The organism is Micromonospora sp. NPDC047467 (assembly GCF_040643095.1).
In the GTDB taxonomy this organism is placed as follows: Bacteria; Actinomycetota; Actinomycetes; order Mycobacteriales; family Micromonosporaceae; genus Micromonospora.
Window position 1 is genome coordinate 515,531 of sequence record NZ_JBEYTO010000001.1, and the last position, 17,088, is coordinate 532,618.

Here is a 17,088-nt window from a genome sequence, read left to right on the forward strand (position 1 = left end):
ACATGGCCGAGACCCAGACCATCCCCGTCCGCCACGACGCCAAGATCACGACTGCGCTGCGCCGCTTCGCCATGTCGATCACGATCTTCAACATCGTCGGCTACGTCTACCTGGGCTTCGAGCAGCCCTGGCTGTGGCCCTTCATCGCGCTCGCCACCGGGTACACCGTCGAGATCGTGCTCGAGGCCGTCGGCGCCCGGGCCGAGGGTCGCGCGCCGCGCTTCCTCGGCGGCGGCAAGCGCGGGTTCATGGAGTTCCTGCTGCCGGCGCACATCACCTCGCTGGCCGTCAACATGCTGACCTACGTCAACGACCGGGTCTGGGTGATGATGTTCGGGGTCACCGTCGCGATCGCCGCGAAGTGGATCCTGCGGGCTCCCGTCCGAGGCCGGCTGCGGCACTACATGAACCCGTCCAACTTCGGTATCGCGGTCATCCTGATCCTGTTCCCGTGGGCCAGCATCGCCCCGCCCTACCACTTCACCGAGCACACCCCCGCGCTCGGCGACTGGCTGATTCCAGCCATCATCATCACCGCCGGGACGATGCTCAACGCCAAGCTCACCAACCGGATGTGGCTGATCCTCGGCTGGCTGTCCGTGTTCGCGCTCCAGGCGGTGGTGCGCGGGCTCATCCTCGACACCGCCATCCTGGGTGCCCTCGGCATGATGACCAGCGTGGCGTTCGTGCTGTTCACGAATTACATGATCACCGACCCGGGCACCAGCCCATCCAGCCCCGCGTCGCAGTTCGCCTTCGGTGCCGGCGTGGCCACCGTCTACGGCGTGATCACCGGCGCGGGGATCGCCTACGGGCTGTTCTTCGCCACCGCGACGGTCTGCCTCATCCGCGGCATGTACCTGTGGGCGCTGCACATCTCCAACAAGGTCCGCGAGCAGCGGGAAGCCGCCGCCGGCGGGACGGAAACCCCCGGTGGCCAGCCCGCCCCGATCGCCGCCGCCACCGGCACCGAGGCAGGCGCCGACGCCGGCACTCTCGCCACGGAGCCCAACTCGCATAAAGAGGCGGTACCGGCATGAGTCGCATCGCCGTCGTCGGCCTGGCGTGCCGATATCCCGACGCCGCGTCGCCCGGGGAACTGTGGGAGAACGCGGTCGCCGGCCGGCGGGCCTTCCGCCGCCTGCCGGACGAGCGGATGCGGCTGGCCGACTACTGGGACGCCGACCGCAGCGCCCCGGACCGGTTCTACGCGCGCAACGCGGCCGTCATCGAGGGGTACGAGTTCGACCGGGTGAAGTTCCGCATCGCCGGCAGCACGTACCGCTCCACCGACCTGACCCACTGGCTGGCCCTGGACGTGGCCGCCTCGGCACTCGGCGACGCCGGCTTCCCGATGGGCGAGGACCTGCCCCGCGAGCGGACCGGCGTGGTGGTGGGCAACACCCTCACCGGGGAGTTCGCCCGCGCCAACGTGCTGCGGCTGCGCTGGCCGTACGTCCGTCGGACCGTCGGCGCGGCCCTGCGCGAGCAGGGCTGGGACGACGACCAGCTCGGTGACTTCCTCGGCACCCTCGAACAGCGCTACAAGGCGCCGTTCCCGGAGATCGACGAGGACACCCTGGCCGGCGGACTGTCCAACACCATCGCCGGGCGGATCTGCAACTACTTCGATCTCAAGGGCGGCGGCTACACCGTCGACGGCGCCTGCTCCTCGTCGCTCCTGTCGGTGCTGACCGCCTGCCGCGGCCTGGTCGACGGCGAGCTGGACGTCGCCGTGGCCGGCGGTGTCGACCTGTCGATCGACCCGTTCGAGATCATCGGCTTCGCCAAGACCGGCGCGCTGGCCCGTGGCGACATGAAGGTCTACGACCAGGGCTCCAACGGGTTCTGGCCCGGTGAGGGCTGCGGCATGGTCGTCCTGATGCGACACGAGGACGCGGTGGCGCAGGGCCGGCGCATCTACGCGTCGATCGCCGGCTGGGGGGTGTCCTCCGACGGCAAGGGCGGCATCACCCGGCCGGAGGAGGACGGCTACCGGCTGGCGCTACGCCGGGCGTACGAGCGCGCCGGCTTCGGCATCGAGACCGTCGCCATGTTCGAGGGGCACGGCACCGGCACCGAGGTGGGTGACGGCACGGAGCTGCGGGCACTCACCGAGGCTCGGCGCCTCGCCGGCGCCTCCGGCACGCCGGCCGCGATCAGCTCCATCAAGGCGATGATCGGGCACACCAAGGCAGCCGCCGGGGTCGCCGGCCTGCTGAAGGCGGTCCTCGCGGTGCACCACCAGATGCTGCCGCCGACCGTCGGCTGCGAGGATCCGCACGACGTGCTCACCTCGACCGAGGCGAAGCTGCGGGTGCTGCCCGCCGCCGAGCCGTGGCCGGCCGACGCGCAGTTGCGCGCCGGGATCACCGCCATGGGGTTCGGTGGGATCAACACCCACCTGGTCGTGCAGGGCGAGGACGGCGCACGCCGCCGGCCGGACGCCCGGACCCGCACGATGGCGTCCCGGACGCAGAACGTCGAGCTGCTCGCCGTGGACGCCGACACACCGGCCGAGCTGGCCGAGCGGATCGGCGCCCTCGCCACACAGGTGATCAAGCTGTCGTACGCGCAGCTCGGTGACCTGGCAGCCGGCCTCTACCGGGAGCTGGGCGACCGGCCGTACCGGGCCGCCGTGGTGGCCCGCTCGCCGGAGGACGCCGAGCGTCAGCTGCTGCGGGTGCACGCGGCCCTACAGGCCGGGGAGACCCGGTTGTACGCCGTGGACGGCCGGGCCTTCCTCGGGCACGCCCGAGGCTCCGCCCGGATCGGTTTCCTCTTTCCCGGGCAGGGCACGGGTCGTGGCCGGCCGGCGCAGGCGCTGCGTCGCCGGTTCACCCAGGCCGAGCGGATCGTCACCGAGGCGGCGCTGCCCACCGGCGACGTGGTGGCCACCGAGGTCGCCCAGCCCCGCATCGTCACCGGGTCGGTCGCCGGGCTGAGCGTGCTCTCCGCGCTCGGCATCGAGGCCGACGTCGCCGTGGGGCACAGCCTCGGCGAGCTGACCGCACTGCACTGGGCCGGGGCGATGGACCTGTCGTCGGTGCTGCGGATGGCCGCCACACGGGGCCGAACCATGGCCGAGCACGGTCGCCCCGACGGGACGATGGCCGGCATACCGGCCGACCCGGAGACCGTACGCCGGCTCCTCGGCGAGGACCCCGTGGTCATCGGTGGCTACAACAGCCAGCGGCAGACCGTGGTCTCCGGCGCGGTCGAGGCGGTCGACCGGGTGCTGGCGCGAGCCGAGGCGGCCGGCGTGGCCGGCAAACGGCTGCGGGTCTCGCACGCCTTCCACTCGCCCCTGGTCGCCGAGGCGGCCGAGGCGTTCGGCGGGTACCTCGCCGGTGAGCGGTTCGACCCGCTGCACCGGCAGGTGATCTCCACCGTGACCGGCGCCGAGCTGCCGTCGGACACCGATCTCGCCGCCCTGCTGCGCAACCAGATCACCGATCCGGTGCTGTTCACGCAAGCCGTCGCGTTGGCCGCCAAGGAGGTGGACCTGTTCGTCGAGGTCGGCCCGGGACGCATCCTGTCCGACCTGGCCCGCACCGACGTGTCGGTGCCGGCGGTGGCACTCGACACCGATGACGAGACGATGGCCAGCGTGCTGCGGGTGGCCGCGGCGGCGTACGTCGTCGGTGCCGCCCGGGTGCACCCGCAGCTCTTCGACGGCCGGCTGGTCCGGCCGCTGAAGGACGTCGACCAGTTCACCTTCTTCACCAGCCCCTGCGAGACGGTGCCCGAGGTGGCGCTGCCGGAGTCGCAGCAGCGGGCCGTCGAGGTCGCCGCGCCGCTGCCCGGTGGCGCGCCCACCGGCGAGTCGGCGTCCCTGACGCTGCGCCAGCTCGTCGCCGAGCGGGCGGAGCTGCCACTGGACATGGTCGGCGAGGACAGCCGACTCCTCGACGACCTGCACCTCAGCTCGATCACGGTCAGCCAGGTGGTCAACCAGGCCGCCGAGCGGCTGGGCGTACCCCCGTCACGGCTGCCCACCAACGTCGCCACGGCGACCGTACGGGAGGTCGCCGAGGCGCTGGAGACACTGATCGGCACCGGCCTGATCGAGGATGCGTCGCAGCCGACGTCGGTGGCCGGTGTGGCCACCTTCATCCGGGCGTTCGCGGTCGACCTGGCCGAGACACCCACGCCGGTGCCCGGCCCGGCCGAACCGGCCGGCAGGTGGCAGCTCTTCGGCGCGCTCACCGATCCACGCGCCGAGCAGGTCCGCCAGGCGTTGGCCAACGGCGGCGTGGGCGGCGGTGTGCTGGTCTGGCTGCCGGCGGACTGCCCGCCGGAACAGCTCGAACCGGCCCTGCAGGGGGCCCGGGCGGTGCTGGCCGGCGGCACGACCGACCGCTTCGTGGTGGTGCAGCACGGCCTCGGGGCCAGCGGGCTGGCCCGCACCCTGCGGCTGGAGGCGCCCCAGATCAGGACCACGGTGGTGCACCTGCCGCCCGGGTTCGACGCCGCCGAGCGGGTGCTGGCCGAGGTCGCCGCGACCGAGAGCTACCGCGAGGTCCACTACGACGCCTCGGGCACCCGCCGGGAGCAGGTCCTGCGGGCCCTGCCGATCGCGCCGGGCCGCACCGAGGCCCCGCTCACGACCGGGGACGTGCTGCTGGTCACCGGTGGGGGCAAGGGCATCACCGCCGAGTGCGCCCTCGCCCTGGCCGTCGACGCCGGGGCCCGACTGGTGGTGCTCGGCCGGTCCGACCTGGCCGGCGACGCGGAGCTGTCGGCCAACCTGGAGCGCTTCGCCGCCTCCGGGGTCGAGGCCCGGTACTTCCAGGCCGACGTCACCGATCCGGTGGCGGTCCGGGCCGCGGTCGACGAGGCCCAGCGCCTGCTCGGCCCGGTCACCGCCGTGCTGCACGGCGCCGGGCGCAACGAGCCGGCCGCGCTGACCTCCCTGAGCATGGACGACTTCCATGGCGCCCTCGCACCCAAGGTCGGTGGGCTCACCAATGTGCTGGACGCGGTCGACGCTGACCGGCTCAAGCTGCTGGTGACCTTCGGCAGCATCATCGGTCGGGCCGGGCTGCGGGGCGAGGCGCACTACGCCACCGCCAACGACCGGCTCGCCGAGCAGACCCGCCGATTCGGTGCCGCCCACCCGGACTGCCGTTCCATCTGTCTGGAGTGGTCGGTCTGGTCGGGCGTCGGCATGGGGGAGCGGCTGTCGGTCGTCGAGTCGTTGACCCGCGACGGCATCACCCCGATCACCCCCGACGAGGGCGTGGCGCTGCTGCGCCGGCTGGTCACCGACCCGGACACTCCGCCGGTGGTGGTGGCCAGCGGCCGGGCCGACAGCCTCGACACGCTCCGGTTCGAGGAGCCGGAGCTGCCGCTGCTGCGCTTCGTGGACCGGCCCCAGGTCCGCTACCACGGGGTCGAGCTGGTCACCGACGTCGAGCTCACCGCCGGCAGTGACCTGTACCTGCCCGACCACCTCCTCGACGGCAACCTGCTCTTCCCGGCGGTCTTCGGCATGGAGGCGATGGCGCAGGCGGCCATGGCCGTCACCGGCCGCGACGAGACACCTGTCATCGAGCAGGCCCGGTTCAGTCGACCGATCGTGGTGCCGCCGCACGGCAGCACCACCATCCGCATCGCGGTGCTCGTCACCGCCGACGACACCGTGCGCGCGGTGATCCGCGCCTCGGACACCGGGTTCGCCGCCGACCACTTCGAGGCGACGCTGCGCTTCGCCGAGACCCCGGTGCCGGCCGGACCGCCGGAGCAGGTCACCGACGACCTGCCGCCGGTGCCGCTCGACCCGGCCCGCGACCTGTACGGCGGCACCCTCTTCCAGGGGGCACGCTTCCAGCGGCTGCGCGGGTTCCACCGGGCCGCCGCCCGGGACGTCGACGCCGACCTGGCGGCCGAGCCCGGTACGGACTGGTTCAGCGCGTACCTGCCGAGCACCCTGCTGCTCGGCGACCCGGGGGTCCGCGACGCGCTGATGCACGGCAACCAGGTCTGCGTGCCGGATGCCACCCTGCTGCCGGTGGCGATCGAGCGGCTGTACCCGGCCGGTCCGCGGCTGGGCACCGAAGGCTCGCTGCGCTACTGCGCCACCGAGCGGGAGCGCGACGGCGACACCTACGTCTACGACATCGCGCTGCGAACCGGCTCGGGCGAGGTCGTCGAGCGGTGGGAGGGCCTGCACCTGCGGGCCGTACGGAAGAAGGATGGCCGGGGTCCCTGGGTGGCGCCGCTGCTCGGCTCCTACCTGGAACGGACCCTGGGTGACCTGATCGGCGCCACGGTGGCCGTCGCCGTCGAACCGGACGCGGAGGCCGGCGACGGCGATCGGGACGCCCTGGCGGTCGGTCGCGCCCTCGGGCACGCCGTGTCGCTGCGCTACGACGGCAACGGACGTCCGGAGAAGGTCGGCGACCGCTCGGTGGCGGTCTGCCACGGCGCTGGCCTCAGCCTCGCAGTGGCGGCCACCGCCCAGATCGGCTGCGACGTGCGGCCGGTGCCGGCGCGTTCGGCCGACGAGTGGTCGGCGGTCCTGGGCCGGCGCGGGGCGCTGCTCGACCAGTTGGTGGACGGCTCCGGTGAGGACCGGGACGTCTCCGGGGCCCGCATCGAGGCGGTCCTGGCCTGCCTGCGTCAGATCGGTCTGCCGGAGCACGCGCCGGTGGCGCTGACCCCGGTCCGGCGCGACGGCTGGGTGGTCTTCGCCTCGGGTCCGGTGCGGGTGGCCACCCTCGCCACCACCGTGGGTGACACGGCCGCGCCGGTCCTCCTGGCCGTCCTCACCGATGGCTGGTCATGACATGGAGGACTACTTCGAGTACCGGCACACGGTGGGCTTCGAGGAGACCAACCTCGTCGGAAACGTCTACTACGTCAACTACCTGCGTTGGCAGGGACGGTGCAGGGAGATGTTCCTGTACCACAAGGCGACCGACGTCCTCGACGACCTGCGCGCCGACCTGAAGCTGTTCACGTTGAAGGTGGACTGCGAGTTCTTCGCGGAGATCACCGCCTTCGACCAACTGGCCATCCGGATGCGGCTGGTCGAGCTCACGCAGACCCAGATCGAGTTCAGCTTCGACTACGTCCGGCTGCACGCCGAGGGCGAGGTGCTGGTCGCCCGCGGCCGGCAACGGGTGGCCTGCATGCGCGGGCCGAACAGCCGCACCAGCCCTACCCGGGTTCCGGATTCGTTGGCCCGGGCACTGGGTCCCTACCGGGCACGGACGGCGTAGCGACACACGGGAGGTACACGTGAACGTCCAGTCAGAGTCCGTCGTCGAGCCGTCCGATCCCGTCCAGCTGCGCCGAGCGTTCGGCTCGTTCGCCACTGGCGTGACCGTGGTGACCGTCGGAGGCGACTGTCCACACGGGATGACGGCGAACTCGTTCACGTCGGTGTCCCTCGACCCGCCCATGGTGCTCGTCTGCGTCGACCAGCAGGCGATCATGCACGGCAGTCTGCTGGAGCGCGGCCAGTTCGGAATCTCCGTGCTGGCCGCGCACCAGGAGCCGGTGGCCCGGCACTTCGCGAACCGGCGTCGCCCGTTGGGCGCCGCCCAGTTCGACGCCGTCGACTGGTTCGCCGGCCAGGCCACCGGCGCACCACTGATCACCGGGGCGCTGGCGCACTTCGAGTGCGAGCTGTGGCGGTCCTACGAGGGCGGTGACCACACCATCTTCGTGGGCAACCTGCTGGCGGCGCGCCGTGAGCCGGAGGGGGACGGCGTGCTGTTCGTCCACGGCCGGTTCCGGCAGCTCACCCCGGACCGGGCCGACCCGGCCGACGGTGTGCCCGCGTGGCACGCCACGGCCCGAGGAGGGGTGACGGGATGACGACGACACCGATCCGCCGCGTACCGGCGGGTCCGACCGGCCCGGCGATGCTGCGCACGCTCTGGCAGCTCGCCCGGGACCGGCTGGGCCTCATGCGGACGGCGGCGAGCTACGGCGACGCCGTCCGGCTCGGACCGAGTTTCAAGACGATGAACTTCTTCAACCACCCCGACCACGCCAAGCACGTGCTGGCCGACAACAGCCAGAACTACCACAAGGGCGTCGGGCTCGCTCAGGCCCGGCGGGCCCTCGGCGACGGCCTGCTCACCAGCGAGGGTGAGCTGTGGCGCAAGCAGCGCCGGGTGATCCAGCCGGCGTTCCAGGCCAAGCGGATCGCCGCGCAGGCCGGCGTGGTGGTCGAGGAGGCCGACCGGCTGGTCGGACGGCTGCGCGCGCACCGCGACGGCGCCCCCGTCGACATCATCCAGGAGATGACCGGGCTGACCCTCGGAGTGCTGGGTCGCACCCTGCTCGACAGCGACCTCAGCGGGCACGGCTCGGTGGGGCACTCCTTCGAGGTCATGCAGGACCAGGCCATGTTCGAGATGGTCACGATGGGCTCGGTGCCGACCTGGCTGCCACTGCCCCACCAGCTCCGGTTCCGGCGTGCCCGACGGGACCTGCAACGAATTGTCGACGCCCTGGTCGCCGAGCGGCGGGCCCGTGGCGAGGCGGGTGACGACGCGTTGACCCGACTGATCGTCTCCACCGGGCAGGAGGCCGATCCCCAGGTCGGCCGGCTGCGGATGCGCGACGAACTGGTCACCCTGCTGCTGGCCGGGCACGAGACGACGGCCAGCACGCTGGGCTGGACCTTCCACCTGCTCGACAAGCACCCGGAGGTGCGCGAGCGGGTCCGCGCCGAGGCGGTGGAGGTGCTCGGCGACCGGCTGCCGGTGTTCGAGGACCTGGCCCGGCTGCGGTTCATCGGTCAGGTGATCAGCGAGGCGATGCGGCTCTACCCTCCGGTGTGGATGCTCTCCCGCATCGCCCAGGGGCCGGACGTGATCGGCGGGTACGACGTGCCGGCCGGCGCGGACGTGTTGATCTGCCCGTACACCCTGCACCGCCACCCGGACTTCTGGGAGGAGCCGGAGCGGTTCGACCCCGACCGGTTCGACCCGTCCCGATCCGGCGGCCGGCCACGGTACGCGTACGTGCCGTTCGGCGCCGGACCTCGGTTCTGCGTCGGCAACAACCTGGGGCTGATGGAGGCCACGTTCGTGATCGCCATGGTCGTGCGGGAACTGCGGCTCACCGGCGACCCGGCGTACCGGGTGATTCCCGAACCGATGCTGTCGCTCCGGATCCGGGGTGGCCTGCCGATGCGGGTCACGGCGGAGGACGCCGCGGGGACGCGCCGGTGAGCGGCGCGGGCTTCGCCGAGGTCAAGCACGTGCCGGTGAACCAGGCCGTCCGGGACTACCTGGTGCGGTCCAGCTCACCGCCGGAGGAGGCCCTGAGCGGGTTGGTCGACTCCACCCGCGGGGTGGGCGAGGCGGCCGGGATGATGGTGCCGGTCGAGCAGGCCGCGCTGCTGACCATCCTGACCCGGCTCGTCGGTGTGGGCACGGCGGTGGACATCGGGACGTTCACCGGGTTGTCGGCCCTGGCCATCGCCCGCGGGCTCGCCCCGGGCGGCCGGGTGGTGACCTGCGACGTCACGGATCAGTGGATCGACATCGCCCGCTCCCACTGGGAGCGGGCGGGTGTGGCCGACCGGATCGAGTTCCGGCTCGGCTCGGCGGCCCGGACCCTGCGGTCGATGCCCACCGACACGGTCGTCGACCTGGTCTTCATCGACGCCGACAAGATGAACTACCCCACCTACTACGAGGCGGTGGTGCCGATGCTGCGGCCCGGCGGCCTGCTGCTGGCGGACAACGTCCTGCTCGACGGGTACGTGCTGGCCCCGGAGCTGGCCGAGCCCGGCCTGCCCCGGCGTGCCGCGCAGACGCTGCGCGCGTTCAACGCCACGCTGGCCGCCGACGAGCGGTTCGAGACCGTCATGTTGCCGATCGCGGACGGACTCACCATCGCCCGACGCCGCTGAGGCATCCGCAACCGACCCCGGCCCTGGTGGGCGCGGGGTCGGTTGCGTGTGCGCCGGCGCGCGTCGGCGTCCCGGAATCGGCGTGGGTCGTGCCCCGGCGTCGGCCTCGGCGTGGATCCCGACGCGGCCCGGACACGACGACGCGGATCCACCCCCGAGGGTGGATCCGCGATGTCCGACCGGAACCGGTCAGGCGGGATTCGCCGCCTGCGCGTCCTGCCCGGGTCGGCTGGCGGCCACGACCGCCGCCGTGAAGGCGGTCAGGTCCGGATCCTCGAAGAGGAGCCCGACGTCCACCACCACACCGAGTTCGTCCTCGATGCGCGTGATGATGCGAACCGCCGAGATGGACTGTCCCTGCAATTCGAAAAATGTCGCCTCCGGTCGATCCGGTGGCATGCGTAGAACGTCGCTCCAGATCGCCGCGACACACTTTTCGACCGTCGACCGACGCAAATCGTCCTGATCGATATCCGTCATTCGCAGTGCTCCCCTCCTGGCCGGGTCCGGCACCCGTGGCCGGCCGGTCACGGGTACCGGACTGCGGCAGGCACGCCGTACCGCGCTCCCATGTTGCGGGTGGTCGATGGGCAGGCGCATCCTTGCGATTGCGCGACCGTCCGGCGGCGACTGGTGTGTTCGTCGACGGTGGAATTCCCGTCACCGACCCGGCGTGCTCTATTTCCGGGATCGCATTTGTTGAGAAGACCGGCTTCATTGTCACGTGCCACGATTCGACCGTGGCGATGAGCAGGGACACGACGCTGGCCGGTACGCCCGAGACGGGTGCCGACCCCGTCCGCACGTCCTGGGCACAGGACGGCATGTGGCTGCTGGACCACCTCGCCCCGTACCGGGGCGTGCACCGGATCGTCCGGACCTGGCGGGTCGACGGGACGGTCGACGCGGAGGCGCTGCGGGTGGCGTGGCGCACGGTGCTGGGCCGGCACGAGGTGCTGCGGACCCGGCTGGCCGAGGTGGACGACCGGCCGATGCCGGTCGTCACCGCCGATCCCGAGGGCGCCTTCGTCCACGTCGACCTGACCCACCTGGCCGGCGCCGAGATCGACCGCCGCGCCGACCGGGTCTGCGCCGCGGCCGCCGCCGCCCCGGAGCACGCCACCGACGGCCCGCTGGCGCGACTGACGCTGGTGCGGACCGGCCGCACCGCGTACCGGCTGGTGTTGGCGCTGCACCGCGCCGTGGCCGACGACCGGTCGGTCTCCGTGCTCGTCGACGAGCTGTCCACCTGCTACGCCGCCGGTGCGCGTCCGGCGCCGGCGCGTCCGGTGCCGCTGCCCCCGGCTCCCCGCTACGCCGACTACGCCCGCTGGCAGCGCGAGCTGGTCGCCGGGCCGGTCGGCCGGCGGATGCTGGACTGGTGGACCGACACCCTCACCCCGGTGCCCCCACCGGTGACGCTGCCCGTCGACCCCGGCACCCGGCCGTCGCTCCCCGCCGGCCTCGTCCCGTTCGACTGGGGCACCGAGCTGTCCGGCCGGCTCGCCACGTTCTGTCGGGCCGGGGAGACCAGCCCGACGGTGGTGCTGCTGGCCGCGCTCCAGGCCGTCCTGCACCGGTACGGCGACGACGACCGGGTCAGCGTGGCGCTGCCCGTGCCGGTGCTCCCGGAGGAGTTCACCGGGCTCGTCGGCCCCTGTGACAACCTGTTGGTGCTCGTGGGCGACCTCGGGGGCGCACCCACCTTCACCGAGACGGTGGGGCGCGCCGCAGCCGTGCTCCGGGCCGCCACCGCCCACGGCGAGCTGCCGTTCGCGCGGCTGGTCGGGGCGCTGCCCGTCCACCGCGACCCGGGCCGGGTGCCGTTCTGCGATGTGGTGCTGGCCGTCAACACGTCGGAGGCCGAGCTGCGGCTGGCCGGTGCCCGGACCCGAGCGGCGAAGGTGGCGGACGGCGGTCCCACCGTCGCGGACCTGGTGCTCACCGTTCGCCGGACCTGGCCGTCGGTCACCGGCACGCTCGGATACCGGGGGGACCGGTTCGAGGCGGCCTCGGCGGCCGGGGTGCTCGGCCAGGTCCGAACGCTGCTGTCGGCCGCGCTCGACGCCCCGGACACGCCGCTGGACCGGCTGCCGCTGGACGAGCCGACGGCAGTCGACCCGGCGCCGCAGGCCACGACCGTCGACCCCCCACCCGTGTACGAGAGCATCGCCGCGCACGTCGCACGGATCCCGCAGGCGATCGCGGTGGCCGGTGTGGACGAGCGCTGGACGTACGACGAGTTGGAGCGCCGCGCGGCGTCCCTGGCCGCCCACCTGAGCGCGCTGCCCGTCGTCGGCGCGCCGGTTGTCGTCCGGATGGCGCCCGGTCCGTGGCAGCTCGCCGCGTCGCTGGGCGTCCTGCGCGCCGGCGGCCACGTGGTGTGGTTCGGTGCCGGCGACGCGGGGGAGCGGGGTCGGGCGGTGCTGGCCGAGATTCTGCCGGCCTGCCTCCTGCGGATGGGTGAGGATCCGGGCGACGACCTGGCCCGCTGGTTCCGGGACGAACTCAACGGCCGGCTGATCGACGTGACAGCCCTCCCGGACCAGCCGAGCGTCGCGCGGGCCGTCGACCTCGACCAGCCGAGCGCCGTGGCCGCCGTCGACCCCGACCAGCCGAGCGCCGTGGGCGCCGACGACCCGGGCTCGCGGACCGCCTACGTCGCCTATACCTCCGGCTCGACCGGCCGGCCCAAGGGCATCGCCCAGACCCACCGGGCGCTGGCCCAGTTCGTCGGGTGGATGGCCGACGCGTTGGAGCTGGGCCAGGGCGCCCGGGTGGCCCAGTGGGTCACACCGGAGCATGACCCGAGCATCTGCGAGGTGTTCGCCACGCTCGTCGGCGGCGGCACGTTGCACCCGGTGCCGGAGCGGATCCGCGTGCACCCCGAGAAGTTCGTCGACTGGCTGGTGCGGGAGCGGATCACCTTCCTGCAGACCGTGCCGAGCTTCGCCCGGGAGCTGCTGGCCGTCGTCGCGGCCCGGGAGCCGGCCGACCGGCCCACCGGCCTGGCCCGGCTGGTGCTCATGGGCGAGGCGTTGTCGGGCGAACTCGTCGACGGGTTCCGCCGTGCCCTGCCGGCCACCCGGCTGACGAACATGTACGGCCCGACCGAGACGATCGCGGCCACCTGGCACGACATCACCGGCCCGGTGCCGGCGACCGTGCCGATCGGCCGACCCATTCCGGGGCGGCAGGTGCTGGTCCTCGACGAGGCGGACCGGCCCTGCCCGACCGGCGTCACCGGTGAGATCGTGGTGCGCAGCCGGTACGTCTGCGACGGCTATGTCGGCGCCGACGGGCCTGGGCCAGCCTTCCGACCACCCTCCGGCCACCTCGACGACGACACCGGCCCGCGGTGGTACCGCACCGGTGACCTCGCGCGGCGGCGGTGGGACGGCCTGCTGGAGTTCCGGGGGCGCGGCGACCAGCAGGTCAAACTCCTCGGCTCACGGGTGGAGCTGGCCGAGGTCGAGGCGGCGCTGGCCGCGCACGACGGGGTGACGGAGTGCGCGGTGGTTCCGGTGACCGACCGGGACGGGTTGGTGGTCCGGCTCGCGGCGTACGTCGTACCGCGTCGCGGGCCCGACGGCGGCCCGCTCGGCGGGGTCGGCGAGTGGCGGGCGCACCTGCGCCGGCGGTTCGGCACCGCGATGGTGCTCGTCTCGTTCGAGTCGGTGCCCGGCCGGTTGCCCCGCACGGTGGCGGGCAAGGTGGATCGCCGCCGGTTGTCCGCACCGAGGCCGTCGACGGACCGTCGGGCACCGACCGGCCCGGTGGAGCAGGCGCTGGCCGAGATCTGGTCGGACCTGCTCGGTGGAGGGCGGTTCGACGCCGAGTCGACGTTCTTCGCCGCCGGTGGGGACTCCCTGCTCGTCCCACCGCTCGTGGCGCGGATCCGGCGACGCCTCGGCGTCACGGTGGCGCTGCGGGACTGCTTCACCCACAACACGTTGGCCGGCATGGCCGCCCTGATCGAGGCGGCGCGCGTGGCCCACGACCGTTCGATACCAGCGGAATCGGCAGACCTGAGTGCTGTCACGGACGCGATGGAGTGAGTGCATTGACGTTGGCCAGAACCACGCAGGCGGTGGCAATCACGGGCGAGGACCTCGACATCCCCGGGGTGCGACGGGTCGCAGAGGAGGGCGCACCCATCGAGGTGGCGGCGTCGTCGCTGGCCCGAGCGGGCAAGAGCCGGATGCTGTTCGAGGACATCGTGCGCCAGGACGTACCGGTGTACGGGGTCACCACCGGCTACGGCGAGATGATCTACATGCTGGTCGACACGGCCAAGGAGGTGGAGCTGCAGACCAACCTGGTTCGCAGCCACGCCGCCGGGGTGGGTCCGTTGTTCGCCCAGGACGAGGCGCGGGCCGTGGTGACCGCCCGGCTCAACGCGTTGTCCAAGGGGCACTCCGCGGTCCGCCCGGAGCTGTTGGAGCGGCTGGCGCTCTACCTCAACCTCGGCCTGACCCCGGCCATCCCGGAGATCGGCTCCCTCGGCGCCAGTGGTGACCTGGCGCCGTTGGCGCACATCGCCTGCACCGTGATCGGTGAGGGCTACCTGCTGCGCGACGGCCGGCGGGTGCCCACCGGCGAGGTGCTGCGCGAGCACGGCATCGAGCCGATGCAACTGCGCTTCAAGGAGGGCCTGGCACTGATCAACGGCACCTCCGCCATGACGGGCCTCGGCGCGCTGGTCGTGGGCAGGTCGATGGACCAGGTCCGGCAGGCCGAGATCGTCACCGCCCTGGTGATCGAGACGCTGCAGGGATCCACCAGCCCGTTCCTGGCCGAGGGGCACGACGTGGCCCGGCCGCACCAGGGCCAGATCGACAGCGCGGCGAACATGCGGACGCTGATGCGCGGCAGCGCGCTCACCGTCGAGCACCGCCAGCTGCGCAGCCAGCTCCAGGAGGGCAAGCAGGACGGCGTCGACGTCCAGCGCACCGACGTGTACATGCAGAAGGCGTACTCGCTGCGGGCCATCCCGCAGGTCCTCGGCGCGGTACGGGACACCCTGTACCACGCCACCAACAAGCTGAACATCGAGTTGAACTCGGCGAACGACAACCCGCTCTTCTTCGAGGGGCACGAGGTCTTCCACGGGGCCAACTTCCACGGTCAGCCGATCGCCTTCGCGATGGACTTCGTGACGATCGCCCTCACCCAGCTCGGCGTCCTGTCCGAGCGCCGCACCAACCGGCTGCTCAACCGGCACCTCAGCTACGGTCTGCCCGAGTTCCTGGTCACCGGCGACCCGGGCCTGAACAGTGGCTTCGCCGGTGCGCAGTACCCGGCCACGGCCCTGGTCGCCGAGAACCGCACGATCGGCGCGGCGAGCACCCAGAGTGTGCCGTCCAACGGCGACAACCAGGACGTGGTGAGCATGGGCCTGATCGCCGCCCGCAACGCCCGTCGGGTGCTCGCCAACAACCAGTACATCCTGGCGGTGGAGCTGCTCGCCGCCGCCCAGGCGGTGGACATCTCGAAGCGACGCGCCGGCCTCAGCCCCGCCTCCGCCGCGGCGTACGAGTTCGTCCGGGGCATCGCGCCGACCCTCGACCGGGACCGCTTCATGGCCGACGAGATCGAGCAGGTCGGCGCCGCGCTGAGCCGGGGCGAGTTGGTCGCCGCCATCGGGCAGAGCGATGTCGAACTGCGCTGAGCGCGGACGTACGCCGAGTAGGGAGATCCGATGACGGACAACGAGTACGACTACGACGTGGTGGTGGTCGGCGGTGGACCCTGCGGCTCCACTATCTCCACCCTGGTGGCCATGCAGGGCCACCGGGTGCTGCTGCTGGAGAAGGAGCGGTTCCCGCGCTACCAGATCGGGGAGTCGCTGCTGCCGTCGACCGTGCACGGCATCTGCCGCATCCTCGGCGTCGAGGAGGACCTGCGTCAGGCCAACTTCATGCCCAAGCGGGGCGGCACGTTCCGGTGGGGCGCCAACCCCGAGCCGTGGACCTTCTCCTTCGGCCTCTCCGCCAAGTTCGCCGGTGACTCCGCCACCGCCTACCAGGTGGAACGGATGCGCTTCGACCAGATCCTGCTGGACAACGCCCGACGCAAGGGTGTCGAGGTCCAGGAGGAGACGTCGGTGGTCGACGTGCTCACCGACGCGGACACCGACCGGGTCAACGGGGTGCTCTACGCCGGCCCGGACGGGGTACGACGTGAGGTGCGCAGCCGGTACGTCGTCGACGCCTCCGGCAACAAGAGCCGGATCCACACCCGGGTGGGCGGCCAGCGGCGATACTCCGAGTTCTTCCGCAACCTGGCCCTGTTCGGCTATTTCGAGGGGGGCAAGCGGATGCCCGCCCCGAACCGGGGCAACATCCTCGCCGTCGCGTTCGACGCCGGCTGGTTCTGGTACATCCCCCTCACCGAGGAACTGACCAGCGTCGGCGTGGTGCTCATGCCCGAGGCGTTGGACCGTGCGCGGGGCGACCGGGAGCAGGCTCTGCTCGACCTGATCCAGCAGTGCCCGATGATCGCCGACTACCTCTCCGACGCCCGCCGGGTCACCGAGGGCCCGTACGGCGAGGTCCGGATCCGCAAGGACTACTCGTACATCCAGGAGAAGTTCTGGCGGCCCGGCCTGGTCCTGGTCGGCGACGCGGCGTGCTTCATCGACCCGGTCTTCTCCTCGGGTGTGCACCTGGCCACCTACAGCGCTCTGCTCGCCGCCCGGTCGATCAACACGGCGTTGCGGGGAGGGCTCGACGAGACGACCTGCTTCGAGGAGTTCGAGGTGCGGTACCGGCGCGAGTACGCCCGGTTCCACGACTTCCTGGTCGCCTTCTACGACATGCACCAGGACGAGACCTCCTACTTCTGGAAGGCGAAGAAGGTCACCAACAACACGGTCTCCGAGATGGAGTCCTTCGTGGAACTCGTCGGCGGCGGCTCCTCCAACGAGGCCGCCCTCGTCTCCTCCGGCGCGTACGCCCGGGGCCGCGACGAGGCGTACCACGAGCTCGCCGACCTGGTGGCGCAGCCGGTGCAGGAGGCCGGGGAGGACCGCGACCTGCTGAATTCCGCCCTGGCCCGGTCGGTGTCCAAGGAGGGCACCCGGATCCAGATCCAGGCCGAGCTCGGCGAGAGCACCGACGAGAACGTTCCGGTACGAGCCGGAGGGCTGGTGCCCTCCACCGACGGCCTGCACTGGTCGTCGCCGCAGCAGCCGGCCGGCTGATGGA

The 17,088-nt window shown here is 72.4% G+C and carries 10 protein-coding genes; 9 read left to right on the forward strand and 1 reads right to left on the reverse strand.

The annotated features are described in order from the left end of the window. The first annotated feature begins 2 nt into the window (after nucleotides 1-2). The 6 genes from ABZ780_RS02120 to ABZ780_RS02145 are packed head-to-tail and all read left to right on the forward strand — an operon-like array spanning nucleotide 3 to nucleotide 9,880. Entirely contained in the window at nucleotides 3-1,040 is a 1,038-nt protein-coding gene (locus tag ABZ780_RS02120; protein ID WP_356999396.1) for an enediyne biosynthesis protein, read from the forward strand. Then, a complete protein-coding gene (locus tag ABZ780_RS02125) occupies nucleotides 1,037-6,790 on the forward strand; it encodes a type I polyketide synthase (RefSeq protein WP_357483232.1) in 5,754 nt (1,917 codons plus the stop codon). Before ABZ780_RS02120 ends, ABZ780_RS02125 begins: the two co-directional genes overlap by 4 nt. A 1-nt stretch (nucleotide 6,791) precedes the next feature. Beyond that, the gene (locus ABZ780_RS02130; protein WP_356999401.1) at nucleotides 6,792-7,226 is read left to right on the forward strand and encodes an acyl-CoA thioesterase; all 435 of its coding nucleotides are present in this window, start codon (nucleotides 6,792-6,794) and stop codon (nucleotides 7,224-7,226) included. 19 nt (nucleotides 7,227-7,245) lie between these two features. Further along, complete coding sequence (locus tag ABZ780_RS02135; RefSeq protein ID WP_356999404.1) at nucleotides 7,246-7,827, forward strand: flavin reductase family protein; 582 nt, start codon at nucleotides 7,246-7,248, stop codon at nucleotides 7,825-7,827. Then, nucleotides 7,824-9,194, forward strand: a complete 1,371-nt coding sequence (locus tag ABZ780_RS02140; protein WP_356999406.1) for a cytochrome P450 — start codon at nucleotides 7,824-7,826, stop codon at nucleotides 9,192-9,194. Before ABZ780_RS02135 ends, ABZ780_RS02140 begins: the two co-directional genes overlap by 4 nt. After that, nucleotides 9,191-9,880 carry an O-methyltransferase gene (locus tag ABZ780_RS02145; protein WP_357483234.1) on the forward strand — a complete coding sequence of 230 codons (690 nt, stop codon included), beginning with the start codon at nucleotides 9,191-9,193 and terminating at the stop codon, nucleotides 9,878-9,880. The genes ABZ780_RS02140 and ABZ780_RS02145 overlap by 4 nt, the downstream gene beginning before the upstream one ends. A 189-nt stretch (nucleotides 9,881-10,069) precedes the next feature. On the opposite strand, the gene ABZ780_RS02150 is transcribed toward ABZ780_RS02145, so the two are convergent. Next, on the reverse strand, nucleotides 10,070-10,360 hold the full coding sequence (locus ABZ780_RS02150) for a phosphopantetheine-binding protein (RefSeq protein ID WP_356999411.1): 291 nt from the start codon (nucleotides 10,358-10,360) through the stop codon (nucleotides 10,070-10,072). A gap of 266 nt (nucleotides 10,361-10,626) precedes the next feature. On the opposite strand from ABZ780_RS02150, the gene ABZ780_RS02155 reads away from it, so the two are divergent. Genes ABZ780_RS02155 through ABZ780_RS02165 form a run of 3 tightly spaced genes read left to right on the forward strand, consistent with a single transcriptional unit; the run spans nucleotide 10,627 to nucleotide 17,084 of the window. Further along, complete coding sequence (locus tag ABZ780_RS02155) at nucleotides 10,627-13,938, forward strand: AMP-binding protein (protein ID WP_357484062.1); 3,312 nt, start codon at nucleotides 10,627-10,629, stop codon at nucleotides 13,936-13,938. Between the two features lie 5 nt (nucleotides 13,939-13,943). Continuing rightward, entirely contained in the window at nucleotides 13,944-15,551 is a 1,608-nt protein-coding gene (gene cmdF / locus ABZ780_RS02160) for a tyrosine 2,3-aminomutase (protein WP_356999414.1), read from the forward strand. Nucleotides 15,552-15,581: 30 nt separating this feature from the next. Then, on the forward strand, nucleotides 15,582-17,084 hold the full coding sequence (locus tag ABZ780_RS02165) for a tryptophan 7-halogenase (protein ID WP_356999416.1): 1,503 nt from the start codon (nucleotides 15,582-15,584) through the stop codon (nucleotides 17,082-17,084). Nucleotides 17,085-17,088: the final 4 nt, after the last annotated feature.

Coding starts and splice junctions, on each gene's coding strand:
- ABZ780_RS02120 (WP_356999396.1), top strand. CDS start 3: ATGGCCGAGACCCAGACCATCCCCGTCCGCCACGACGCCAAGATCACG.
- ABZ780_RS02125 (WP_357483232.1), top strand. CDS start 1,037: ATGAGTCGCATCGCCGTCGTCGGCCTGGCGTGCCGATATCCCGACGCC.
- ABZ780_RS02130 (WP_356999401.1), top strand. CDS start 6,792: ATGGAGGACTACTTCGAGTACCGGCACACGGTGGGCTTCGAGGAGACC.
- ABZ780_RS02140 (WP_356999406.1), top strand. CDS start 7,824: ATGACGACGACACCGATCCGCCGCGTACCGGCGGGTCCGACCGGCCCG.
- ABZ780_RS02150 (WP_356999411.1), bottom strand. CDS start 10,360: ATGACGGATATCGATCAGGACGATTTGCGTCGGTCGACGGTCGAAAAG.
- ABZ780_RS02155 (WP_357484062.1), top strand. CDS start 10,627: ATGAGCAGGGACACGACGCTGGCCGGTACGCCCGAGACGGGTGCCGAC.
- ABZ780_RS02165 (WP_356999416.1), top strand. CDS start 15,582: ATGACGGACAACGAGTACGACTACGACGTGGTGGTGGTCGGCGGTGGA.